Source organism: Hymenobacter coccineus (assembly GCF_001816125.1).
Taxonomy (GTDB): domain Bacteria; phylum Bacteroidota; class Bacteroidia; order Cytophagales; family Hymenobacteraceae; genus Hymenobacter; species Hymenobacter coccineus.
Genome location: NZ_MDZA01000077.1, coordinates 1 through 22,682 on the forward strand (window position 1 = coordinate 1; position 22,682 = coordinate 22,682).

Consider the following 22,682-nt stretch of genomic DNA (forward strand, 5'->3'; position numbering starts at 1 on the left):
AAGGGTGGGGTAGCAGTCTGCTTGAAGGCAGCCAGCGGCGGCAGCTGGGCCCCAGCGCCGCCAGCGCGGCCGCGGCGCGGCGCGGGTCGGCGCGCAGCTTGGGTAGCAGGTAGGGCCCCAGCCACTTCACGAAGGGCGGCATGGTGGCGTAGCGCCAGGGCCCCCGCCGCTTGTGGAAATAGGGCCAGGCGGCTACCACGCGGCTGTTTTCGCGGGCCAGCACTACGTCCCAGGTGCCACCTTCGGCGCAGGCATCGAGGTACCACGGCTGGGCAAACACCGGCAGGTCGGGCGCGGTGCAGCAGAAGGCGTGGTAGTCGGCGTGGGCGGGCATGGGGCAGGGGAGGGGGCGAAAATACGCCCCGCCGGGCGCGGGGTTATAAAATTTGGGGCCCTACCTCAACCATCGCCGCGCCCCAGCGTATTAGGCTCTAAGACGCCCTGCTGGGGGCCCTGGCCCGCAGCTCTTTCACGATTCTTTCACTTTCTACTTACCCCCTCCCCATGTCGTACTACGAAGAAGACAACAACGCCGGTAAAATCCTCCTCGCCGCCCTCGCCGGTGCCGGTGCTGGCATCATCGCCGGTATCCTGCTGGCTCCCGATAAGGGTTCGAACACCCTCGAGAACTGGAAAGGCGCTGCTACTAAGTACAGCAGCCAGTTGGGCGACCAGGCAACCAAAATCGGTGCTGACCTCGAAGAAAAATTCAAAGAATACTCCAGCAAGCTCGAAGACCTGACCGGTGCTGGCAACCTGCGCCTGCAAGGCAACTGGGACGACCTGAAAGGCAAGTTGAAGCAGCAATACGCCCAGCTCACCGACGACGACCTGACTTACGCCGAGGGCAAAGGCGACGAGCTTGTAGGCAAGCTGCAAGACAAGCTTGGTAAAGGCAAAGCCGAAATCACCAAAATGCTGAACGACCTGAAAGCCTAGTGCGCTCAGTTTAGTTGACTTGAAAAGCCCTGTGCCACCCGGTACGGGGCTTTTTTCATCGCTGATTTTGTTGATTAACCGTGATTACGCTGATTATCTTAGACTTTCCATTCGCATGAACGACGACAAAGGCAAAGTGATTTTCTCGCTGATAGCCGGTGCTACGGCCGGCATCGTGGCCGGCCTGCTGCTGGCCCCCGAAACCGGCGACGAGGCCCGCTCCCAAATCCGCGAATCGGCCTCTAAGTGGGCCGACGAGCTGAAGAAGCGCGCCCAGCGGGCCCTTGGCCAAACCCCCGGGGCCCCCACGCCCGGCACCGACGACCAAGCCGCCGCCGATGTGCTTCTGCGCTCGATGAGCCAAGAAGCAGCCGAAGCTTTGGATTAAACCGACGGCTGGAGCGGTTCCGGGCTTTGACCTGTACCACCAAGCTGTGCTTGGTCTTGCCCTGGGGCCCCATACGCGAGACCGAGCATAGCTTGGTGGTACGGGCTCCGCCGCCACATACGACCGATTTCAAAACGCAAAAAAGGCCCGCACGAATCGTCGTGCGGGCCTTTTTTGCGTTTTGTATTTCTGTTAATTAGTCCAGCTTTTCGGCCTTCATTTGCGGGAAGAACAGCACGTCCTGGATGGAGTTGGAGTTGGTCATGATCATGCTCAGGCGGTCGATGCCAATGCCCAGGCCGGCCGTGGGCGGCATGCCGTACTCCAGCGCCCGCAGGAAGTCCTCGTCGAGCACCATTGCCTCCACATCGCCGCGCTTGCCCAGCTCCAGCTGGTCCTCGAAGCGCTTGCGCTGGTCGATGGGGTCGTTGAGCTCGGAGAAGGCGTTGCAGATTTCCTTGCCGTTGCAGATGGCTTCGAACCGCTCCACCAGGCCCGGCTGGTCGCGGTGCTTCTTGGCCAGCGGCGACATCTCCACCGGATAATCGGTGATGAAGGTGGGCTGGATGAGCTTGGGCTCCACGTACTCGCCGAAAATCTCGTCGATGATTTTGGACTTGCCCATGCTGGGGTCCAGCTTCACGTGCAGCGTATCGGCCACGGTGCGCAGGGCTGCCTCGTCCAGGGCCCCAATGGCGTGGCCCGTAAACTTCTCAATGGCCTCGAACATCGTCAGGCGCTGCCAGGGGCGCTGGAAGTTGATGACGTTTTCGCCCACCTGCACCTCGGTTTTGCCGTGCAGCGTCATGGCCACGCGCTCCACCATTTCCTCCACCAGGTCCATCATCCAGTGGTAGTCCTTGTAGGCCACGTACAGCTCCATCTGGGTAAACTCGGGGTTGTGGAACCGCGACATGCCCTCGTTGCGGAAGTCCTTGCTGAACTCGTACACGCCATCAAAGCCGCCCACAATCAGGCGCTTGAGGTATAGCTCGTTGGCAATGCGCAGGTACAGCGCCATGTCCAGCGTGTTGTGGTGCGTTTTGAAAGGGCGCGCCGCCGCGCCGCCGTACAGCGGCTGCAAAATCGGCGTTTCTACTTCTAAATAGCCCTTGTCATTCAAAAAGTTGCGCATGGATTGCACCAGCTGCGTCCGCTTAACGAAGGTGTCGCGCACGTGGGGGTTCACCACCAGGTCCACGTAGCGCTGGCGGTAGCGCTGCTCGGGGTCGGTGAAGGCGTCGTACACGACTTTTTCGCCGGTGGCCTCGTCCACTTTCTCCTTTACCACGGGCAGTGGGCGCAGGGCCTTGGCCAGCAGTTTCAGCTCCGTCACGTGGATGGAAGTCTCGCCTACCTGCGTCACGAACACGTGGCCTTTCACGCCGATGAAGTCGCCCAGGTCGAGCAGCTTTTTAAATACGTTGTTATACAGCGTCTTGTCTTCGCTGGGACAAATTTCGTCGCGGTTGATGTAGAGTTGGATGCGGCCCGAAGTGTCCATCAACTCCGCAAACGAAGCCTTGCCCATCACGCGCTGCGACATCAGCCGGCCCGCCAAGCTCACTTCCTGGAAGTTGTTGAGCTCGGGGTGGTAGTTGTCGAGGATTTCCTTGGCGTAAAACGTCACGTCGAACAGCTCCGACGGGTAGGCTTCCACGCCCAGCTTTTCCAGCTCTTCGAGTTTGTGGCGGCGCTGGAGTTCTTGTTCGCTTAAATGAATCACGGATTTTTGCGGATTAGGGCGGATTTTTCGGATTTTGGGGACGGCGGCTAATGTTTTTTAGCCATGGGGCTCTGTATTTGGCGCGCCATTGAGCAAGTAGGCAACGGGGCAACACTGTCGCAAAAGTAGCCAATGAAAAAGCCGCTCCTAAAAAGGAACGGCTTTTCAATAATAAAACTCCGGCAAGTGCTACTGGTTTGGCCACCGACAATAATATTGCAGACGGCCGTCCCCAAAATCCGAAAAATCCGCCCTAATCCGCAAAATCCGTGATTTAGGCGGCCATGCGGTAGGTGGGGGCCTCCACGGCCACAGCTGGGGCCGTGGGCGGCGTGGGGGCCAGCACGGGCTCTACGCGGGTGCGCAGGCGCTCCTGGACAAAGCCGGCCTGCAAGTGAGCGGGCAGCTCGGCCACCAGCTGGCGGTAGCGCTCCAGGCCCAAGGCCTTGGCCACGTACGTTTCGTGGATGCCGTTGAGGTAGCTCACAATGTTGAGCAGCGAAGCGTGGAACAGCTTGAAGTCGATATCGGCCTCCACGTAGCGCTCAATCTCGCGGCTGCTCTGCGAGATGCGCAGGCGGCCCAGCAGGTCAAAGATGGTGGTGTAGCCCAGCCGCCAGGTAATCTGCTGCCAGTGCGCGCTGGTCCACTTATCAAGGGGCCGGCCGGTTTTCTGGCTGCGGATAGCCGTGTTGGGGTTGGCCTGCACCTGAGCGCGGGTCCACTGGGCCTTCATCTTGCGCGTGGTGCGCAAGAACTGGCCGATCTGAGCCTGGGCATCAATCTCCTGGCTGGCAATGTGCAGCCCGGCCTTATAGCCCGCCAGCGGCAGCCGGTGGATGCTAAAGTCGCCGTAGGCCCCCGCGGCGTAGAACGATACCGGGCGCGGGTAGGCGTTCTTCACCACCAGCCGGCCCACCTCGCGGCGCACCAGCTGGTTGTTGTTGCTGCGCACGCCGGTGGTGTATAGGAAAGCCTGGAGGCCCGAGAGAATGGCGTGGTAGGCCTGCGGGAACGTCCAGTGTAGGGCGTTGCGCAGGAAGTTGTCGTCGCCCAACTCAGCCGTGGCGCGCAGGGCGTACTCCGTACTCCAGCAGGTGTGCAACAGCTTGGTTAGGGCCGTCACATCGGCGTCGCCCAGCTCGGCCGCGTGGTTGCGGAAGAACGGCAGGTGCTGCAAGCCGCCCAGCGCGTCGTCGCTTTCCTGGATGTGGTAGTTAATGGCAAAGAAGTAGTTCAGAAACACCTGCGCCGGAATGGACTTGCGCCAGGCCTCATCGGCTACCAGTTGCTGCGGCTCGGGGGCCCCCAGGTCGGCCTGTGGGATGAGCGGGATGATGCGGGTTGCTTCGTGCGTCATAGTCATACCGAATAAACGTATTAAGAGAGCTTTTTAGTTGCTTGTTTGCTAATTATTTTAACAATCTATTATGATTAGTATAACACTGGTTATTAGTAAGTTGAAAAACATATTAAGCGAACATTAAAAATTATTTTTAGCAGTCGATTTACTAACTGGCCTAGTTGCTAACGGAACCTACAAAAAAAGCCCTCAGCCGCAGGGCTGAGGGCTTTGGAAACGGCAGGTGTCAGGGCCGCTACAACTGGTCCTGAATGATCGAAACGGCTTCGCCGATGATGATGTCCTTCTTAAGGTTTTTGGTGAAGCGCTGGTCGCGGTTGATCTTCACCGTGTCACCGTTAGCGGCTTGCACGTCGGCGCGCAATGGCGAGAAAGCCAGGGCCGTTGTTGCTTTCTGGGCAGCTTCGTACTTCTCCGCCTCTACCTTGTTCTGGCGCTGGTTTGTGCGGTACGTTACCAGGTTCAACGATTCCATCGATTCCTTCTTGCGGGCTAGCATCATCTGGCTGGATTCGGTCATCACCTTGAAGCCGGGGCTGGTGGCCACGCGGGCTTTGCTGGCGGCGCGCAACTTGTCGTAGGCCGGCTGCGTGTTCCAGGAGCGGTAGCGGGCGGGGGCAATCTCGTCCCACTTCAGCGGGTAGTCCGAGCCTTTCTCGCCCTCCTCCAAGTACGAGTACATGTCTGGGAGAATGATGTCCGGCACCACGCCCTTGAACTGGGTCGAACCCCCGTTCACGCGGTAGAACTTAGAGGTGGTGAATTTAAGCGAGCCGAAAGGCTTGAGGTTATTCAACTCACTCGGCAGGCTCTCGTCCAAGTCCACGATGCGCTGCACCGTGCCCTTGCCATAGGTGCTGGCCGAGCCTACCACCACGGCGCGCTTGTAGTCCTGCATGGCAGCGGCCAGAATCTCCGAGGCGGAGGCGCTGTACTTATTCACCAGAATCACCAGGGGCCCACTGTATTGCACCTGGGGGTCCTTGTCCTCCAACACAGTGGTGCGGCCGCGGCGTCACGAATCTGCACGATGGGGCCGCTGTCGATGAACAGGCCGCCCATGTCCACGGCGTCGTTCAAAGAACCACCGCCGTTGTAGCGCAGGTCCAGAATCACACCTTTCACACCTTCCTGGGTCATCTTAGCTAGCTCCTTCTTCACATCCTGCGACGAGTTCGGGCTGCCATCGTTGTTAAAATCGGCGTAGAACGTCCGCAAATCCAGGTAGCCAAACTTCTGATTTTTGTCCGTAATGGCGGCCGAGCGGGCATACGCCTCGCTGTTAATCACCACGTCGCGGATGATGGGCACCACTTTGGTCGTACCATCGGCCTTGCGCACCGTGAGGCGCACTTCCGAGCCTTTCTTGCCCTTGATAAGCGTTACGGCCTTCGTGATGCGCCAGCCCTCGATGCTCACCGGCTCGGCGGCACCCTGGGCCACGCGCAGAATGGCGTCGCCCTTTTTCAATTCGCCCTGCCGGGCCGAAGCTGAACCGGGCAGAATGTCCTCGATGTAAATCAAATTATCCTTTTCCCGTAGTTGGGCCCCAATGCCTTCGAAGCGGCCAGTGAGCTGGTAGTCGAAATCTTCCTTGGCCTTGGGCGCAAAGTAGTCGGTGTGCGGGTCGTAAGTGTTGGCAATAACGTTGGCGTAGCTAGCCAACTGGTCGTTGGCACTAACCTCTAGCAACTCCTCAAACTGGTCGTCATAAGTCTTCAGCACGCGCTTACGGGCTTCGGCTTCCATCTGGGCGGGGGTACGCACTGGTTCGGGGGCCGTAGGGGCCTTAGCGTTGGCGGCCGCCGGGGCAGCGGTGGCCACCGAAGGTTTGGCCGTTTTGGCTTTTTCCTGAGCATCCATCATCTCCGATACCCGGCTCAGGGTTTCGAATTTCAGCATTTTGCGCCACAACTCGTGCTGGGCAGCTTTGTCGGCGGGCCAAGTAGCTTTTTCAAAATCGGTCTGGAACGTCTCGGCGATAGTGAAGTCGAACGGCTTGGCCAGAATTTCGCGGTAGAGAATCTGCATCTCTTTCACTCGCTGGGTCATCAGCTGGGTGCTAAGGTCGAAGAAGTCACGCCGGCCGGTTTTCACCTCGTCGTCAATGTCGTTCCGGTACTTGCCTAAGCTTTGGATATCGCTGGCCAGCAGAAATGTCTTGCGATAGTCGTCGCGCTTCAGCGACAAGTCAAATACCCGGTTGGAAAACGTGTCGTCCAGCTTTTCGGGCTGGTAGTGGGCACTGTTCAGGCCCTGCACCATGGTGCCAATGAGTACCTGCTCTTTGGTGGGGCCCGCCGAAGTATTGCGGCGAAATAACCGATATGAAGCTAGGACGAACACTGCCATCACCAGGAAGGCATACAGTCCAATTTTTAAGCGAGGAAATGACATCAGCGAGGAGAAAACAATAGGAAAATCAAATATACGCGAAATCACCAGCGGCCCTGCGACGTAGCCGTTCACCTTTCAAACGCCCACAACGGGCGAATAAGTGCCCTGCGCCGGCTAACTAAAAATCTCTGTTAACTCTACGTAAAGCCAGTTTTAGCGGATGACACGGCGTAATAAAAAAGGCTGCTCCCATCGGGAGCAGCCTTTTTCTTATACCAATGCTAGCAATAAACTAGTAACGATAAATTTTGTCGCCGTTGTTGCGACGAAATTCCTCTTCGAAATACTGAGCGTCTTCGGCGTTGCGGGGCTTCACGCCCATCACAATGCCGCCGTTGTTAACGCCTTGCTCGTATTCAGCAGCGTGCTCCTCGGGGATGCCCGAGCCAACCAGTGCGCCTACCAAGCCGCCGGTCAGGCCGCCAGCGCCAGCACCCGCCAAAGCGGCGGCCAGCGGACCAGCGATGATCAGGCCCAGACCGGGCAGTGCTACCGACGTCCCGATGGCTGCAATGGCACCGATGATGGCGCCAGCCGTGCCGCCGATGGCCGAGCCTACACCCGCGCCTTCCATAGCCTTGTCACCAAGTTCAGTCTGGGCGGTGTCGTCGCCGAAGTGCGTTTTGCGGGTTTCATCCGACATCAGCAGGTTCACATCGTCTTTGCCATAACCGCGCGAATGCAGCGAGTTATACGTCTTCTCGGCGCTCTCGCGGTCGCTAAAGATGCCGCTCATCGTGCTCCCCTGTTTGTAATTGTTGTCGCCCGTTACTGCATTGCCTACTGCATTAGCAGCATCAGAAGCGGTGTTCTGCACAGCATCAATGCCAGCACCAACGGCAGCTCCGGCCGAGCCAGCTACCGCTGCGCCTTTTTGGGTTGCGCTGTAATCATGGTCGTTGTTTGTAGCATCCGTTACGGAGGCACCCGTCCCAGCATTGTAGCTGGTGCCCTCGTTGCTCATGCCGGTGCTGTTGCCTACGCCCGTGCCAGTGGTGGCCGTGCCGAAGTTAGCGCCAGCGCCAGTACCTGAGTTTTGCGGGTTGTTACGATCGTTGGTGTTCATAATAGAGTGGGAATTTGTGAATGAAGAAAAACAAAGCCCTGGCAAAGCCGCGGCCAGGTTTGTAACGGGGCAGCCCCGTGCGGGGTTGCGTTATCATTCATTATTCACGCCCATTCAGGGCCCCAACGTGGGGTTCAGGCGAACTCTTGAAAATTGGCGTCGTCGAGCCAAAAATCCCGGCACGTGCGCACCAAGTTTCTCAGGAAGTCCTCGTCTTGCTTGAGGGTGCGCCACTCGCCCATGCCGAGCTTTTCGCACAGCTTGTAAAAATTGTCGCCCTGGCCCTTCGAACCGGGTACCTTCACCAGGCAGCTCAGCGGGGGCCGGCCTTCGGTATGCTCGGTGGTGGATATTTCCGCGAGCATTTCATTCAGGCGCGATTTTTCGTGCGAAATGTCGAGGTTCAGGCCTAGCTCGGCTTCCTGCACCAAGGTAAGGTAGCTGGCGGTGCCAGTTTGCTGGCGGGCGTAACGGATGAGGTAGGTGCGGATGCGACCAGTCATAATAAACGAAAAGGGGGCAGCCTGTGCGAAAAAGAACAGGTGGGCCAGCGTACGGGCCCATAAAAATAGCCGAACCGGGTGGTGCCACCCCAATATAGGGATATGGCACCACGGTTCGGAAACGGAGCGGCCGGACGATTCCGGCCGCGACCGGCGCATTACCACAGGCAATTGTAGTGCCAGGCTGCGCAATGGGGCCCCATTACCGGCCCCGGCGGCGGCGCAACTCGCGCTGCACCAGCAAAAATTCGCGGCTGCTTTGGCCCGCAATGGCCGTGTTTTCGTTGGCGCGGCGCAGCAAATACGGCATCACGGCCTCGACGGGTCCGTAGGGCAAGTACTTGGCTACGTGGTAGCCGGCGTGGGCCAGGTTATAGCTTAGGTTGTCGCTCATACCATAGAGCTGGGCAAACCACACGCGGGCATCGCCCGGGGCCAGGCCCGCCTCCTGCATCAGCTGGGTGAGCAGCAGCGAGCTGGCCTCGTTGTGGGTGCCGGCGCAGAAGCTGATGCGGGCCACGTGCTGCACGCAGTAGCGCAGGGCCTCGTCGTAGAGGTCGTCGGTGGCCTGCTTGCTGGGGTTGATGGGCGTGGCGTAGCCGCGCTGCTTGGCGATGCGGGCCTCTTTTTCCATGTAGGCCCCGCGCACGAGCTTGGCCCCTACGAAAAAGCCGGTTTGGGCCCCCGTGTCGTGGGCGGCTTGCAGGGCCTCCAGGCGGTCGTGTCGGTAGAGCTGGTAGGTGTTCCACACAATGGCCTGCTCGCGGTTGTACTTGGCCATCATCTCGTCGGCCAGCGCGTCGATGGTGTGCTGGAACCAGCTTTCCTCGGCGTCGACAAACAGTCGGATGCCGTGCTGGTGGGCCCGGGCGCAGAGGGCCTCCACGCGGGCCACGGCGCGGGTGTGGGCGGCTTCCTCGGCGGCGCTCAGGGCTTGCCCGGCCTGGATTTTCTCCAGAATGGCCGCGCTGGCCACGCCCGTTACCTTAAATACGGAAAAGGGGATGTGCGCCGAGCGGTGAGCTTCCTCAATTGTCGCCAGCAGCTCGTCGCGGGTGCGGTCGTAACTGGCGTCGTTGCCCTCGCCTTCCACCGAATAATCGAGGATGGTGCCGATGCCGTAGCGCCCGAGGGCCGCCACCACCGGGCGGCACTCGGCAATGCTTTCGCCTCCGCAAAACTGCTCGAAAATGGAGTGTTTGATGAGAAACTTGGTGCCCGGCAGGCCCCATTTCAGGGCGGCCTGCATCAGCCCGCTGCCGGTTTTCACGAGCCCGTTGTTGTTCATGGCCGCAAACAGACCGTAAGTTTTGCGCAGTTGGGCGTCCGACTTGGCCGCGAAGGCAATCTGGGTATTATCGAACGATACGGGTGGGGCCAGGGTGGGAGTGGTCATACAAGAGCGGTTACGGTGGGGCCCCAGGGGCCCTAGCGGGTGCGAAGTTAGCCGCTAAACACCCGCCTCGGGGCTGAACGTTTCGTGGGCAGGGCCCCATCTTTGCGGCAACATGGAAATCACAACTACTCCCACCACTTTTTTTACCCGCTTGCTGGCCCGCAAGGGCCAGCCCATCCTCATCGCGGGGCCCTGCTCGGCCGAAACGGAGGCCCAAACGCTGGCCACCGCCCGCGGTGTGCAGGCGCTGGGCAACGTCGATTTGTTCCGGGCCGGGGTGTGGAAGCCGCGCACCCGCCCGGGCTCGTTTGAGGGCGCCGGGTCGGCGGCGCTGCCCTGGCTCCAGCGCGTGACGCAGGAAACCGGCCTGCCCGTGGCCATTGAGGTGGCCACCCCGCGCCACGTGGAAGAAGCCTTGGCCCACGGCATCCAGGTGCTCTGGGTGGGGGCCCGCACCACTGCTAACCCCTTTGCGGTGCAGGAGCTGGCTGATGCGCTGGCCGGCACCGGCGTGCCGGTGATGGTGAAAAACCCCGTGAACCCCGACGTGTCGCTGTGGGCGGGGGCCCTGGAGCGGCTGGCCCGCGCCGGCATCACCGACCTGGCGGCCATCCACCGCGGCTTCAGCACGTTTGCGCCCAGCAAGTACCGCAACCCGCCCACCTGGATGCTGGCCATCGAGCTGAAAACCCGCTTCCCGCACATCCCGCTCATCTGCGACCCCAGCCACATGGCCGGCCGGCGCGACTTGCTGCTGCCCATCGCCCAAAAAGCGCTGGACCTGGACTACGACGGCCTCATCATCGAAACCCACCCCGACCCCGACCAAGCCCTCAGCGACGCCGAGCAGCAGGTGACGCCGGCGCGGCTGGGCGAGATATTCAGCGAGTTGAAGTATCGCCGCCGCTCCTCCAGCAACGAAGATTACCAGGCCAAGGCCGAGGAGCTGCGCCAGAAGATGGACGTGGCTGACCGCGAAATAATGGAAGCCCTGGCCCGCCGCATGGCCCTGGTGGAGGAGCTAGCCGAATACAAGAAGGCCAACGACGTCAAAATTCTCCAGTTCGACCGCTGGAAGGAAATCTTCGCCACCCGTTCGGCCTGGGCCGAAACGCTGCACCTGAACAAGGACTTTATCGGCGAGCTCTATAAACTGATCCACCTCGAAAGCATCCGCAAGCAAACCGAAGTGCTGAACGGGGCCCCCGCCGAGGAACCCGGGCACCTGGGCCCCGGGCTGTAATTATTAGCTGCTAGCTATCGGCTTTCGTCCAATGCCGGCGTGCGTTTGCTTTTAGCTGGCTACCTGAAGTGCTAAGTAGCTGGCCCGCAAAATGGGCAAAAGAAAAGGGCTGCTCAATTGAGCAGCCCTTTTCTTTTGCCTTCCAGAGCTGTGCTGGACTAATCCACCACGTCCCAGAAGATTTTGGTGTACTGCGTAGTCCCGGTGGGGAGGTTGGCAGCGTTTGTGCTCACCTCGCCCAGCGGATAAATCAAGCGCGTGGGCAGCTTGTCGGCGCGGGGCGACTGCGACTGCGACGAGGCTGGCAGTTTTGGCTGCGCGGTGCGGCGGTAGTCATCCCAAGCCTCCGTGCTGGCCACCGAGTTCAGGGCCAGATACTTCTGGTAGATGATGATGTTCTGCTTGCCCAGTGCTCCATTGACAACGGCATTGTCAAAGCTCACCAACGGGTTGGTGGCATTGGTAGCGGCGTTGACGTACGTGTTGTACTGGTCGATGCCAGCAGCACCCGCCATGGTAGAGGCCTCGAGCGTGGAAGCGTTGATGGTGGCGTTGGTGGTAGCCGCCGCCCGGTAGAAGTAGATGAACGAGGCCTTGATGCCGTCGAGGTAATCTTGCTTGGCACTAACATCGCCGCCAGTGAACAAGTTACGAGTTTCAGCTTCCGCCTTTGAGAACAAGTGCTCCGACAACAGCATCAGCGCGGTGGGGGCAACGAGGCCCTTCAGGATGCCACCGGTAGCCGTAGCGGCGTTGGCACCGCGGAGGCGCGAGGCAACAATTGGGGCCACAAACGTGGGGGCGTTGCTCTGGCCCGGCATGGCCCCAATGTACTCGGGGGTCGTAACCGCATTAGCATCAGTACCTACGGTGCGGGCCCCAATCGTGTACAACTGCGTGAGACGCGGGTCGTTGTTGCTGATGTACTGGTTGAGGATGTACTGCGTAGGAATCTGGTACTGGCGCTCCGTGGCGCTGGTGCCGGCCGCCGTGTAGGCGTAGCGGTTGTAGAGCGGGTTTTGCTGGCCAGCGCTTTGGGCGTAGCCGGGCTGTGCCACAACATCGGCGGTGATGAAGCCATCGGCGGCGGTTTGCAGCGCCGCCATTTGCTGGGTCACGGAAGTGGTCAGGGCCGCGTCAGAAGTCTGCGACTCGCGCAGCAGAATCCGCAGCTTTAAGCTATTGGCAAACTTCTTCCACTTTTTCATATCACCGCCGAAAACGATGTCCTCGGAGCCCACCGCGAGCGGAGTGAACGTGGCCGTAGCTGTGGCGTCTGTCTTGTTAATGTCATCAATGGCCCCTGCCAGCTGCACGAGCAGATCCTTGTAGATGTCAGCCGCTTTATCGTACACGGGGGCAACGTTGGTGCCGCCTTGCAGTGCTTGGGTGTAGGGAATATCGCCGTATTCGTCCACCAGCAACTGGTAGTTGTAAACCTTCATGATGCGGGCAATTGCCGCGTGGTAGGGGTAGCCATTGGCTGCTCCCTGCGTCTGAATGATGTTGTAATCGTTCAGGTTGTCGTAGGTGTTGCCGAACAGGCCCGCGTAGTATGAAGAAGAGTAGTTGTAAGTAAGCTCTTCGCCGTAGCCGCTTACCACCCCCGTTTTGCCCCAATAGCTGGCCACCCAGCTGGCGTAGCTGTTGAAGCTGGGGTTGTTGCCCGTGTAGTTGGCCGCCGTGGTAGAAAGCGCAGTGGCCAGAATGGCACTGGGGGCCACGGTGAGCGCCTGGTTGGGGTTAGAGTTAATGTCGAGAAACGACGAGCAGCTGGAAGCGGCAGTAGTAAGCGCTGCCGCTGTAAGCATCTTAAAAAGTATTTTCATCGCTGATTAATTTAGAAAGTTGCGTTGAGGCTAGCACCGTAAAACTTGGTCGGCGGCGTCTGCAAGTTGGTGTTGATACCAATAGCGTTAGAGTTCGAGAAGCTGAATTCGGGGTCGGTGTATATGTTCTCCTTGGGCACCCACGTAAAGATATTTCGGCCGTAAACGTTCAACGACAGGCCTTTTATGAAACCGGTTTGCGCCAGCAAAGCAGCGGGCAAAGCGTAGCTCAGCGAAACTTCCCGGATTTTGAAGAATTTGCCGGAAGTCACGTAGTTCTCGGCTACCGTCCGGTTCCAGGTCGAGTTCTGAGCCCAGAACTCTGCCCCACCAGGCGTGAAGCCGGTCGTGTTGGGCACGTAAGTAGCACCATTGTCATTTGAGATGGCCGAATTTGGGTAGATGAAGTCTTGGCGACCGTACATCGCGCTGCGTGCGCCACTGCCCGTGAAGTCCAAGTCTTCGCCGATGGCGTTGTACACTACGTAGCCGGTGCGAAGCTCGCCCTGGCCCGACAGGGTCAGCCCTTTGTAAGTAGCGCTGGCGTTGAAGCCGTACTTGAACTTAGGCTGGGTGTTGCCGAAGTCGATGTTGTCAGCCGCTTTGAGGGGGTAGTAGTAGATGGTGGGGTCGCTGGCGTCGTAGGTGTTCCGGGTCGTAGCCATTTTAACGCGGCCATCCTCCGTGCGCTGGTAGTGCGAGCCCGACAAGGTGGGGTAGGGCAGGCCGGGCTTGGCGTAGAGCTGGGCGTTGCCACCCGTGGAGAGGGCCAGCTGGGTGAGGCCACCCGGCAGCGAAATCACTTTGTTGTTGTTGTAGTTGAAGTTGCCCCCAACGGTAATCGTCAGGCCGTTGTCGAGGCGAACCGGAACAATGTTCAGGTCGGCTTCAACGCCGCGGTTCTGTACCTCACCGGCGTTGAGCAGCAAGCTGCTGTAACCAGTAGCCCCCGAAATGCTCGTCTGAACCGTCTGGGCAGTGCTTTTCTGCGCGTAATAGGTGACGGCACCCGATACGCGACGCTTGAGGAAGCTGAGTTCGATACCGGCTTCAATCGAGCGCGTGGTTTCGGGCAGCAGGCCCGGCTGCACCAGGCCGCCGTTGGCGGTGAAGGAGGCCAGCGAGCCATAGGGGAAGCCCCCGCCGAGCGAGTAGGTAGAGTTAAGAGCGTAAGCGCCGCCGGTCTGGTACACGCCAATGCCGGTGTTGCTGGCCAGGTTTACCTGGCTAACCTTTGAGATGCCACCCCGGAGCTTGCCGTAGTCGAGGAACGAAACGTCCTTCAGAGCGGGGATGGCGTTGGTGAAGATGAACGAGGCATCTACGCCAGGGTAGAAGAAGCTGCGGTTGTTGGCGTCCAGCACGGAAGTGTTATCGAAGCGGCCCGAGCCGTGCAGGTAGAGGTAGTCCTTGTAGCCCAGGGTTACGTCGGCGTAGAATGCGTAGAGGCGCGACTTAGCGCTGGCATCACTGCCGGCTAGGTTGCCTACTCGGTTCGAGAGGTTGAACAGATCTGGGGTAGCCAGAGCGGTAGACGATACGGCATTGAAGCGGCTATCCAGCTGCTGCACGTTGTTGCCCACAATGGCCTGCACCGAGTAGTCACCGAAGGTCTTGTCCATGCTCACGAACAGGTCCGAGTTGATGCGGTTCAGGTTGCTGCTGAGGTCCTGCACGTAGCCCGTGGTGCCAGCCCCGCCTTTGTTGGTGTTGCCACCGCGGATGTAGGCGTTGTAGACGAACTTGTTCTGGGTGGTCAAGCTCGACTGGTTGATGTTAGTGCTACCGAGGCGGTACTGTACACGCAGCCAGTCAGTTATTTTGTACGACAGGTCGATGTTGCCGAGCAACGTGTTCTGGCGGTTGTTGGTACGGTTGTTATCAAGAATCCAGTACGGGTTGAAGTAGAAGGCATTGTAGTAGCCGTTCGGGTTCGCGTACTGGTCGTTCTGCCAGTCTTTGTAAGAGGTCAACGGAGCCATCGACGACGTGTTGAACCAGTTCCAATACACCGATTGGTCGCGGTCAGTGTTGTTCGTCTGGTCAATACGCTGCTGCGAGAACGAAACGTTGAAGCCAATCGTGAGGCGGTCCAGCTCGCGCGAAGCGTTGATGCGGAAAGTGTTGCGGTCAAACTTGTCTTTGGGGACAATACCGTTATTGTGCACGTTCTGGTAGGAAGCAAAAAATTTGCTTTTCTCGTCGCCACCGGAGAACGTGACACCGTTCTGCACTTGGAAGGCGTGGTTCCAGAAATTTCGTTTCTCGTTAGGACGGCCTTCGTAAGTCAGCATCTGGATGTCGCCGTTGGCCAGCTGCTCGCCAAAAGGCTGGAGTGTACCGTCGAAGCGAGGACCGAATTGCTGGTTTTCGAAGCTGTTGTAAGCGTAGTCTTCGTTGGTGTCGATGGCGCCGTTAGGAGCAAAGTCGGCACGCGAGTTTTGGCCGGGGCGCTGGCCGTTCCACGAGTTGGCACCCGGGCCGAAATCAGACTGGAACTTGGGCAGGAACGACACCGATTCAATCTGCGAAGTTTGCGAAAGCGTGATCTGGGGCGTAGTACCGCCCTTCTTGGTGGTGATAATTAAAGCTCCGTTCGAGGCTTGCGAACCGTAGAGAGCCGCCGCGTTGGCACCTTTCAGCACCGAGATGTTGGCAATGTCATCGGGGCTAAGGGCCGCGAGCACGTCGTTGGTCGTGATAACGCCGTCGACCACGATGAGGGCTTCGTTGTTACCCGTCAGCGAGCGAGAGCCGCGCAACGTCACCCGTACCTGGGGGTTGATGCCCGAGCCAATCGTCTGGATCTGCAAGCCCGAAACCTTACCGGCCAAGCCGTTGGTCACGTTGGTTACGCGGGCCTGAGTAATCTCCTTGGTGTCGAGCGTAGCCGTAGCGTAGCCAATCTCTTTCTGCTGGCGCTGAATACCCAGCGCAGCCGTTACCACTACTTCGCCCAGCTCTTTGGTGTCGGGAGCCAGCGTTGCGTTGATGGTGGCGGAAGTGCCGATAGGCTGGTCAATTGTAGTGTAACCCACGAAGCTGAACGTGAGAGTGGTCGCCGCTGCCGGCACGCTCAGCACAAAGGTGCCGTCGCTGTTGGTCGAAGTGCCGACGGTCGTGCCTTTGGCTAGCACCGTTACCCCGGGCAGGCCTTGGCTGTTGGTGCGGTCGGTTACCCGGCCAGAAATACTCCGATTCTGAGCGAAGGCCTGCTGCAGCAGGCTGGTCATCGCTAGAAGGAATAAAAGAGTAAACTTTTTCATATAAATGAAAAAAAGTGAGAAAAAAGAAGACTATGGCTATTAAACCTGAGGGCAAATTATCATTTGTTTTTCACTTAAGACGCGCTCAAGACAAATTTATTAAAGATTGTTTTTTGATTTAATAACACTTTATATCAGTAATTACTAGAATATCAAGGGGGTATGAGTTTTTTGTAGGGCTTAAATACCCGGTAAGCATAACATGGCAGTGCAGCCTTACCCGCTAAATGTTGCGGCACTACTTGGGAACATTGCCGGGTTTTTTGCAGACTTTTGCCACATGAATGCACCCGTCACCATTGGCCCTGCTGCCCTGGCCGAACTAGCCGCTTATGTGCGCCGCCCGGCTTTTAGCCAGGTGTTTGTGCTGGTAGACTCCAATACTGCTCGCCTATGCCTGCCGGTGCTGGAGGCCCAGCTGCCGGCGGGCCACCACATCATTGAAATTCCAGCTGGCGAAGAATTTAAAACCCTGGCTACCTGCGGCTTGGTGTGGGATGCGCTGACCCAGCGGCAAGCCGACCGCCACGCCCTGCTAGTGAACGTGGGCGGCGGCGTAGTGACGGACTTGGGCGGGTTTTGCGGGGCCCTCTACAAGCGGGGCCTGGCCTTCGTGCAGGTGCCCACCACGCTGCTGGCCCAGGTAGATGCCAGCGTGGGCGGCAAAACCGGCGTTGACTACCAGGGGTTTAAGAACCATCTGGGCGTGTTTCAGGAGCCAATGGCGGTATTTATTGCGCCGGTGTTGCTGGATACCCTCGACCCGCGCCAGCTGAAAGCCGGCTACGCCGAGGTGCTCAAGCACTGGCTGATTGCCGACGCCGATGCCTTTGAGCAGCAGCGCCGCCTGGGCTGGCTAACCGACGACTGGACGCCCATCATCCAGGAATCGGTGGCGCTTAAGCAGCGCATTGTGGCCAGCGACCCGCTGGAGGCGGGGCCCCGCAAGCTCCTCAACTTCGGCCACACCGTGGGGCACGCCCTCGAAAGCTACCTCCTCACCCAGCCCGGCCGCGAAGTGCTGCACGGCGAGGCCGTGGCCGCGGGCCTCATCTGCGAAAGCTGGCTCTCGGTGCAGCGCGGCCTGCTGAGCGCAGAAGAGCTGGACCGCATCGAAACCTTCGTGTTCTCGGTGTTCGACAAAATTCACTTCGTGCTGCTCGAAACCGAGGCCATTGCCGAATTTGCACGCCAAGACAAGAAGAACGCCGGCGGCGTCATCAACTGCACGCTGTTGCAAGGCATCGGCCACGGCGTGTACGACCAGCCCGTGACCGATGCTGACATAGTGGGGGCCCTGCGCTACTACCACAAATTGTAGGGCCCCAGCAGCCCATTTGTAACCTTAATATATACGAATCCCATCGACGCTTCCATTTCCCTGCGCTGGTCCGGGGGCCCCCTACGCGGCCTGGCCCACCTGCCCGCTTCCAAAAGCGAGGCCAACCGTGCCCTCATCCTGCACGCGCTGGCCGGCGGCGGTCAGCTCAGCAACCTCTCCGACGCCCACGACACCCAGCTGATGCAGGCCTTGCTGGCCGCTGTGCCCGGCACCGACCAAATTAACGCCGAAGACGCGGGCACCGTCATGCGGTTCCTCACCGGTTACCTGGCCGTAACCGGCTGGCGCGGCGAGCTAACCGGTACGCCCCGGATGCAGGAGCGGCCCATCGGCGTGCTCGTGGGGGCCCTACGCCAGGCCGGGGCCGACATTGCCTACGTGGCCAACGACGGCTACCCGCCGCTGCGGCTGAACGGGTTTGCTCCAACCGCCGCTGCTGACGGGCCCACGCGCCTGAGTGTGCGCGGCGACATCAGCAGCCAGTACATTTCGGCCCTGCTGATGGTGGGCCCTTACCTACCCGGCGGCTTGCAGCTGACCCTGACCGGCCCGGTTGGCTCGCGCCCTTACATTGACATGACGCGGGCGCTAATGGCCCGTTTCGGGGCCCCCAGCCAGGCCAACGCCGACGCCACCGAGCTAACCGTGGCCGCGGGCCGCTACCAAGCCGCCGACTACGCCGTGGAAAGCGACTGGTCGGCCGCCAGCTACTGGTACGCCATGGTGGCTTTGGGGCCCCGGGGCTCCGACATTACGCTGCCCGGCCTGCGGCAGCAGTCGCTGCAAGGCGACCAGGCCATTGCGGGCATCATGGCGCATTTTGGGGTCGAAACCACGTATTTGGCAGCTGAGGAATGCGTGCAGCTGCGCCAGGGCCCCCGGCCGTCCGGCGCGGAAATCCGCCGCCTGGACTTCACCAACTGCCCCGACCTGGCCCAAACCGTGGCCGTGGTAGCCGCCGCCCTGGCCCTGCCCGTGGACATGGTTGGGCTGGAAAGCCTGCGCATTAAGGAAACCGACCGCATTGCCGCCCTGCAAACCGAGCTGGCCAAGTTTGGCGGCGATTTGCAGGAGGTGGAGGCCGGCGTGTTCCGGGCTATGTCCCAGGGCTTCCGGGTAGCGGGCCAAACCGTGGCCACCTACCACGACCACCGCATGGCCATGGCCTTCGCGCCGCTGGCGCTGCTGGGGCCCCTGGTGGTGGCCGCGCCACAGGTGGTGCGCAAGTCGTACCCGCAGTTCTGGCGCGAGCTGGCCCAGGCCGGCTTCGCCACTAATGAAGCTGGTTGAGGTAGTCTGCCGCGTGCAATAGCCGGCTGCCGTACCAACTAAATAATTCACCATCAACCAGCTGAATACGGGCCAGTGGACATATTTGCTGAAGCTCGGCTATGTGCTTTTCCTTGAATGGATATGGCTCGGAGGATAGCAGAATGCGTTGGGGCGCGGCGCGGGCCAGCTGCTCCGGCGCAATTTCGGGGTAGCGCCCCAGGGCCCCAAACACGTTGGCGAAGCCAGCCCGCGCCAGCAGGTCGTTGATGAACGTGCCGGTGGCCGCTGCCATGTAGGGCTTGCGCCAGATGAGGTAGGCCACCGGCTCTGGGGGCCCCACAGCCGACAGGGCCCCGAACCGCGCGGCTACGTCGGTGGCCAGGGCCGCGGCCGCCGGGGCCCTGCCCGTTATCAGACCCACTTGCTTGATCATGCGCTGGGCCCCCGGCAGGTCGGCCACGTCGCTCAGCCACACCGGGTACTGAGCGGCCAGTTGCTCAATGCCTTCCTGGTAGTTTTCCTCCTTGTTACCGATGATGAGGTCGGGTTGGCAGGCAGCAACCTTGGCAAAATCAAAGTTCTTGGTGCCTCCGACGACCGTTGCTTGCTGGCGAGCCGCCGACGGATGAATGCAAAACTTGGTGACGCCCACCACCCGCGCGCCCAGCCCCAGATCGAACAGCAGCTCCGTCTGGGAAGGCACCAGCGATACGATGCGCTGCGGCGGAAACGGCACCGCCACCCGCCGCCCCAACTGGTCGGTCACGTTGAGCGGCGTCTGAACCACGGGTTTATCGGATTGAGTGAATGCCACGGATTTCGGGGACAATTTATTTGGTGGGGTATGCAATTTTTGCGAGCGCCCGGTTGCTTAAGGTTGTGGGCGTAGATGCAAAGGGTGGTCCGGCAACTCTTTCAGTCGTCGGGCCACTCTTACCTATAGAACAGCGAGCCCGAGGCATAATGAGAGTGGCCCGACGACTGAAAAAGTCGCCGGACCACCCCGGTCTGAAACACCGCTTTCTCAAGTATGTAGGCAACAACAAAAAGGCCGCTAAAAAGCGGCCTTTTTTATAAAGAAAGGATTAATCCGAATCGTCCCCCAAATTCGACGAATTCAGCTAACCCAATAAATCTGTGGTTCAGGCGAAATACCGGAAATCGTGGCCATCCTCAATCCGAAGCAAGCTTTCGTAGATTAGCTGGATAACGGCTTCCACATCGTCCTTGTGCACGGTTTCCACGGTGGTGTGCATGTACTTAAGGGGTAGCGAGATGAGGGCTGAGGCCACGCCTGCGCCCGAGTAAGCGAAGGCGTCGGTATCGGTGCCGGTCGAACGGGTGGCGGCGGCGCGCTGGAATGCAATGCCCTGCTCCTGGGCCGTGCCGATGATGAGGTCGCGCAAGTTGTTCTGCACAGCCGGGCCGTAGGTGATGACGGGGCCCTTGCCGCAGGAAATGTCGCCGGCCGTCTTCTTGTCGTACATCGGCGACTGGCTGTCGTGGGTCACGTCCGTCACGATGGCCACGTCTGGGTTGATGCGGTGGGCCACCATTTCGGCCCCGCGCAGGCCAATTTCCTCCTGCACGGCGTTCACGATGTACAGGCCGAAGGGCAGCGTTTTACCGTTTTCCTTCAGCAAGCGGGCCACTTCAGCCACCATGAAGCCGCCCACGCGGTTATCGAGGGCCCGGCCCACGTAAAACTTGTCGTTCAGCACCGTGAACTCGTCTTCAAACGTGACGACCGAGCCCACGTGGATGCCCATTTCCTCCACTTCGTCGGCGCTGGCGGCGCCGCAGTCCAGGAATACCGTTTCGATGGTGGGCGCCTTGTCCTGTTCCGCTTTGCGCACGTGAATGGCCGGCCAGCCAAATACGGCCTTCACAATGCCCTTGGTGCCGAAAATGTTGACGCGCTTGCTGGGGGCCACCAGCGGGTCGGAGCCGCCGTTGCGACGCAGGTACAAGTAGCCTTCCTTGGTAACGTAGTTGACGAAGTAAGAAATCTCGTCGGCGTGGGCCTCGATCACGACCTTGTACTTGGCCTCGGGGTTGACGACGCCCACCACCGTGCCGTACGTATCGACGAAGTAGCTGTCGATGTAGGGCTTGATGTACTCCAGCCACAGTTTCTGGCCTTCTTTTTCGAAGCCGGTGGGGGAGGGGTTGTTGAGGTATTTCTGGAGAAATTCGAACGATTCAGGACGCATAAAATACGGGTTGTCAGTGGCTGATTGGTCAATCAGCCAGCTAAACTAGTTAGAGGCCGAAAGAAATCGCGCAGCACTGTTTTTGAAACGGAATACGCAGGAAGCTAGCAAATGCCGAACTACAACGGAATGTTCCCGTGCTTCTTACGCGGCAGAGTGTCCACCTTGTTCTCCAGCATCTTAAAAGCACGGATGAGCTTTTGGCGGGTTTGTGAGGGTAGAATTACCTCATCTACGAAGCCGCGGTGGGCGGCGCGGTAAGGAGTGGCAAATTTTTCCTGATAATCGGCCACTTTTTCCTGGAGCTTGGCGGCGGGGTCGTCGGCAGCGGCGATTTCGCGCTTGAAAATAATCTCGGCCGCGCCCTTGGCGCCCATCACGGCGATTTCGGCGGTGGGCCAGGCAAAGTTCAGGTCGGCCCCGATGTGCTTGGAGTTCATCACATCGTAAGCCCCGCCGTAGGCCTTGCGGGTGATGACGGTGATGCGCGGCACGGTGGCCTCGCAGAAGGCGTAGAGCAGCTTGGCGCCGTTGGTGATGATGCCGCGCCACTCCTGGTCGGTGCCGGGCAGGAAGCCGGGCACGTCCTCCAGCACCAGCAGCGGAATGTTGAAGGCGTCGCAGAAGCGCACGAAGCGCGCGGCCTTGGTGCTGGCGTTAATGTCGAGCACGCCGGCCAGCACCGCCGGCTGGTTGCCCACAATGCCCAGGCTGCGGCCCGCCAGCCGCGCAAAGCCCACCACAATGTTCTCAGCAAAGTTCTTGTGCACCTCCATAAATGAGTCACTATCTACTAAGCCCTCAATTACTTCGCGAATGTCATAAGGTTGGTTGGCATTATCCGGAATAATGGCATCCAGCACTGGGCGGCTCTCGTCGCCTTGGGCCGTGTACGCCACGGCCGGGGCCGTCTCCTCGCAGTTCTGGGGCATATAGCTCAGCAGCTGCTTAAGCTGCTGGATGCACACCACCTCGTTGGCGGCCGTGAAGTGCGTGACGCCGCTCTTGGTGCTGTGGGTGCTGGCGCCGCCCAGCTCTTCGCTGGTCACGGTTTCGTGGGTCACAGTTTTCACCACGTTGGGGCCCGTCACGAACATGTAGCTCGTGTCTTCCACCATCAGAATAAAATCGGTGATGGCCGGCGAATACACCGCGCCGCCCGCGCAGGGCCCCATGATGGCCGAGAGCTGCGGCACCACGCCACTGGCCAGCGTGTTCTTATAGAAGATGTCGGCGTAGCCGCCCAGGCTCACTACGCCTTCTTGGATGCGGGCCCCGCCCGAGTCGTTCAGCCCAATCACAGGGGCCCCATTCTTCATGGCTAGGTCCATGATCTTCACGATTTTCTCGGCGTGCGTTTCGCTCAGCGAGCCGCCAAATACTGTGAAGTCCTGTGAGAAAACGTATACCAGCCGGCCGTTCACCGTGCCGTAGCCCGTCACCACGCCGTCTCCGAGGTAGTGCTCTTTATCCAAGCCAAAGTCGCGGGCCCGGTGCATCACGAATTTGCCGATTTCCTCAAACGAACCTTCGTCGAGCAGTAAATCCAGCCGCTCGCGGGCCGTGAGCTTGCCTTTCTTGTGCTGCGCGTCGATGCGGGCCTGGCCGCCGCCGAGCAGGGCTTCCTCATTTTTGCGGGCTAATAAATCGGTGTTGGAAAGGGCGTCGTGGGCGTGCGGATCGGGCATTGCGGGTGGGAGCGAGGCGAGAAAAGTAGGGCCCCAAAGATAGGCGGCGGG

General features: G+C 59.8%; 18 protein-coding genes. 5 read left to right on the plus strand and 13 right to left on the minus strand.

The genetic code is table 11. The features are described from left to right. Positions 1 to 334: hypothetical protein (locus tag BEN49_RS05875; RefSeq protein WP_204376065.1), on the minus strand; the 334-nt coding region annotated here is incomplete at its 3' end. Positions 335 to 504: 170 nt separating this feature from the next. Here BEN49_RS05875 and BEN49_RS30425 point away from each other — a divergent pair. Both BEN49_RS30425 and BEN49_RS05885 read left to right on the plus strand, forming a co-directional pair. Further along, complete coding sequence (locus tag BEN49_RS30425; RefSeq protein WP_083325816.1) at positions 505 to 939, plus strand: CsbD family protein; 435 nt, start codon at positions 505 to 507, stop codon at positions 937 to 939. A gap of 115 nt (positions 940 to 1,054) precedes the next feature. After that, positions 1,055 to 1,327 carry a YtxH domain-containing protein gene (locus BEN49_RS05885; RefSeq protein WP_070742082.1) on the plus strand — a complete coding sequence of 91 codons (273 nt, stop codon included), beginning with the start codon at positions 1,055 to 1,057 and terminating at the stop codon, positions 1,325 to 1,327. A 196-nt stretch (positions 1,328 to 1,523) separates the two neighbouring features. On the opposite strand, the gene lysS is transcribed toward BEN49_RS05885, so the two are convergent. The 7 genes from lysS to BEN49_RS05915 all read right to left on the minus strand — a co-directional run bounded on the left by lysS (position 1,524) and on the right by BEN49_RS05915 (position 9,778). Continuing rightward, positions 1,524 to 3,053 (minus strand): lysine--tRNA ligase, encoded by a 1,530-nt coding sequence (gene lysS, locus BEN49_RS05890; protein WP_239691832.1) that lies wholly within the window; start codon positions 3,051 to 3,053, stop codon positions 1,524 to 1,526. Between the two features lie 274 nt (positions 3,054 to 3,327). After that, positions 3,328 to 4,413 carry a hypothetical protein gene (locus BEN49_RS05895; protein WP_193415771.1) on the minus strand — a complete coding sequence of 362 codons (1,086 nt, stop codon included), beginning with the start codon at positions 4,411 to 4,413 and terminating at the stop codon, positions 3,328 to 3,330. 238 nt (positions 4,414 to 4,651) lie between these two features. Continuing rightward, on the minus strand, positions 4,652 to 5,410 hold the full coding sequence (locus tag BEN49_RS29310; protein WP_239691833.1) for a carboxy terminal-processing peptidase: 759 nt from the start codon (positions 5,408 to 5,410) through the stop codon (positions 4,652 to 4,654). Then, positions 5,365 to 6,813 carry a S41 family peptidase gene (locus BEN49_RS05900; RefSeq protein WP_239691834.1) on the minus strand — a complete coding sequence of 483 codons (1,449 nt, stop codon included), beginning with the start codon at positions 6,811 to 6,813 and terminating at the stop codon, positions 5,365 to 5,367. The genes BEN49_RS29310 and BEN49_RS05900 overlap by 46 nt, the downstream gene beginning before the upstream one ends. 232 nt (positions 6,814 to 7,045) lie before the next feature. Continuing rightward, the gene (locus tag BEN49_RS30430; protein ID WP_317040402.1) at positions 7,046 to 7,879 is read right to left on the minus strand and encodes a hypothetical protein; all 834 of its coding nucleotides are present in this window, start codon (positions 7,877 to 7,879) and stop codon (positions 7,046 to 7,048) included. A gap of 134 nt (positions 7,880 to 8,013) precedes the next feature. Continuing rightward, positions 8,014 to 8,382 carry a hypothetical protein gene (locus BEN49_RS05910; RefSeq protein WP_070742085.1) on the minus strand — a complete coding sequence of 123 codons (369 nt, stop codon included), beginning with the start codon at positions 8,380 to 8,382 and terminating at the stop codon, positions 8,014 to 8,016. A 202-nt stretch (positions 8,383 to 8,584) separates the two neighbouring features. Further along, positions 8,585 to 9,778 (minus strand): proline dehydrogenase family protein, encoded by a 1,194-nt coding sequence (locus BEN49_RS05915; RefSeq protein WP_070742087.1) that lies wholly within the window; start codon positions 9,776 to 9,778, stop codon positions 8,585 to 8,587. Positions 9,779 to 9,890: 112 nt separating this feature from the next. Here BEN49_RS05915 and BEN49_RS05920 point away from each other — a divergent pair, with 112 nt between their 5' ends. After that, positions 9,891 to 11,021: a chorismate mutase gene (locus BEN49_RS05920; RefSeq protein ID WP_070742088.1), complete on the plus strand. Its 1,131-nt coding sequence runs from the start codon at positions 9,891 to 9,893 to the stop codon at positions 11,019 to 11,021. A gap of 158 nt (positions 11,022 to 11,179) precedes the next feature. On the opposite strand, the gene BEN49_RS05925 is transcribed toward BEN49_RS05920, so the two are convergent. Together BEN49_RS05925 and BEN49_RS05930 are read right to left on the minus strand one after the other, a co-directional pair. Next, the gene (locus tag BEN49_RS05925) at positions 11,180 to 12,850 is read right to left on the minus strand and encodes a SusD/RagB family nutrient-binding outer membrane lipoprotein (protein ID WP_070742090.1); all 1,671 of its coding nucleotides are present in this window, start codon (positions 12,848 to 12,850) and stop codon (positions 11,180 to 11,182) included. Between the two features lie 11 nt (positions 12,851 to 12,861). Beyond that, on the minus strand, positions 12,862 to 16,083 hold the full coding sequence (locus BEN49_RS05930; RefSeq protein WP_158022762.1) for a SusC/RagA family TonB-linked outer membrane protein: 3,222 nt from the start codon (positions 16,081 to 16,083) through the stop codon (positions 12,862 to 12,864). A 313-nt stretch (positions 16,084 to 16,396) separates the two neighbouring features. Here BEN49_RS05930 and BEN49_RS05935 point away from each other — a divergent pair, with 313 nt between their 5' ends. Together BEN49_RS05935 and BEN49_RS05940 are read left to right on the plus strand one after the other, a co-directional pair. Then, positions 16,397 to 17,437 carry a 3-dehydroquinate synthase gene (locus tag BEN49_RS05935; protein WP_070742093.1) on the plus strand — a complete coding sequence of 347 codons (1,041 nt, stop codon included), beginning with the start codon at positions 16,397 to 16,399 and terminating at the stop codon, positions 17,435 to 17,437. A gap of 201 nt (positions 17,438 to 17,638) precedes the next feature. Continuing rightward, on the plus strand, positions 17,639 to 18,748 hold the full coding sequence (locus BEN49_RS05940; RefSeq protein ID WP_239691835.1) for a 3-phosphoshikimate 1-carboxyvinyltransferase: 1,110 nt from the start codon (positions 17,639 to 17,641) through the stop codon (positions 18,746 to 18,748). Here BEN49_RS05940 and BEN49_RS05945 read toward each other — a convergent pair. The 3 genes from BEN49_RS05945 to BEN49_RS05955 all read right to left on the minus strand — a co-directional run bounded on the left by BEN49_RS05945 (position 18,732) and on the right by BEN49_RS05955 (position 22,631). After that, a complete protein-coding gene (locus BEN49_RS05945) occupies positions 18,732 to 19,517 on the minus strand; it encodes a helical backbone metal receptor (protein ID WP_239691836.1) in 786 nt (261 codons plus the stop codon). The two genes, BEN49_RS05940 and BEN49_RS05945, sit on opposite strands and share 17 nt — an antisense overlap. 355 nt (positions 19,518 to 19,872) lie before the next feature. Beyond that, entirely contained in the window at positions 19,873 to 20,943 is a 1,071-nt protein-coding gene (locus BEN49_RS05950; protein WP_070742097.1) for a M42 family metallopeptidase, read from the minus strand. Positions 20,944 to 21,062: 119 nt separating this feature from the next. After that, positions 21,063 to 22,631: an acyl-CoA carboxylase subunit beta gene (locus tag BEN49_RS05955; RefSeq protein WP_070742099.1), complete on the minus strand. Its 1,569-nt coding sequence runs from the start codon at positions 22,629 to 22,631 to the stop codon at positions 21,063 to 21,065. Positions 22,632 to 22,682: the final 51 nt, after the last annotated feature.

Excerpts from the sequence above, each read along its gene's own strand:
- BEN49_RS05885 (WP_070742082.1), top strand. The coding sequence starts at position 1,055 with ATGAACGACGACAAAGGCAAAGTGATTTTCTCGCTGATAGCCGGTGCT.
- BEN49_RS05895 (WP_193415771.1), bottom strand. The coding sequence starts at position 4,413 with ATGACGCACGAAGCAACCCGCATCATCCCGCTCATCCCACAGGCCGAC.
- BEN49_RS05925 (WP_070742090.1), bottom strand. The coding sequence starts at position 12,850 with ATGAAAATACTTTTTAAGATGCTTACAGCGGCAGCGCTTACTACTGCC.
- BEN49_RS30425 (WP_083325816.1), top strand. The coding sequence starts at position 505 with ATGTCGTACTACGAAGAAGACAACAACGCCGGTAAAATCCTCCTCGCC.
- BEN49_RS05900 (WP_239691834.1), bottom strand. The coding sequence starts at position 6,813 with ATGTCATTTCCTCGCTTAAAAATTGGACTGTATGCCTTCCTGGTGATG.
- BEN49_RS05935 (WP_070742093.1), top strand. The coding sequence starts at position 16,397 with ATGAATGCACCCGTCACCATTGGCCCTGCTGCCCTGGCCGAACTAGCC.
- BEN49_RS05910 (WP_070742085.1), bottom strand. The coding sequence starts at position 8,382 with ATGACTGGTCGCATCCGCACCTACCTCATCCGTTACGCCCGCCAGCAA.
- BEN49_RS05915 (WP_070742087.1), bottom strand. The coding sequence starts at position 9,778 with ATGACCACTCCCACCCTGGCCCCACCCGTATCGTTCGATAATACCCAG.
- BEN49_RS05955 (WP_070742099.1), bottom strand. The coding sequence starts at position 22,631 with ATGCCCGATCCGCACGCCCACGACGCCCTTTCCAACACCGATTTATTA.
- BEN49_RS05940 (WP_239691835.1), top strand. The coding sequence starts at position 17,639 with ATGCAGGCCTTGCTGGCCGCTGTGCCCGGCACCGACCAAATTAACGCC.
- BEN49_RS05930 (WP_158022762.1), bottom strand. The coding sequence starts at position 16,083 with ATGACCAGCCTGCTGCAGCAGGCCTTCGCTCAGAATCGGAGTATTTCT.
- BEN49_RS05950 (WP_070742097.1), bottom strand. The coding sequence starts at position 20,943 with ATGCGTCCTGAATCGTTCGAATTTCTCCAGAAATACCTCAACAACCCC.
- BEN49_RS30430 (WP_317040402.1), bottom strand. The coding sequence starts at position 7,879 with ATGAACACCAACGATCGTAACAACCCGCAAAACTCAGGTACTGGCGCT.
- BEN49_RS05920 (WP_070742088.1), top strand. The coding sequence starts at position 9,891 with ATGGAAATCACAACTACTCCCACCACTTTTTTTACCCGCTTGCTGGCC.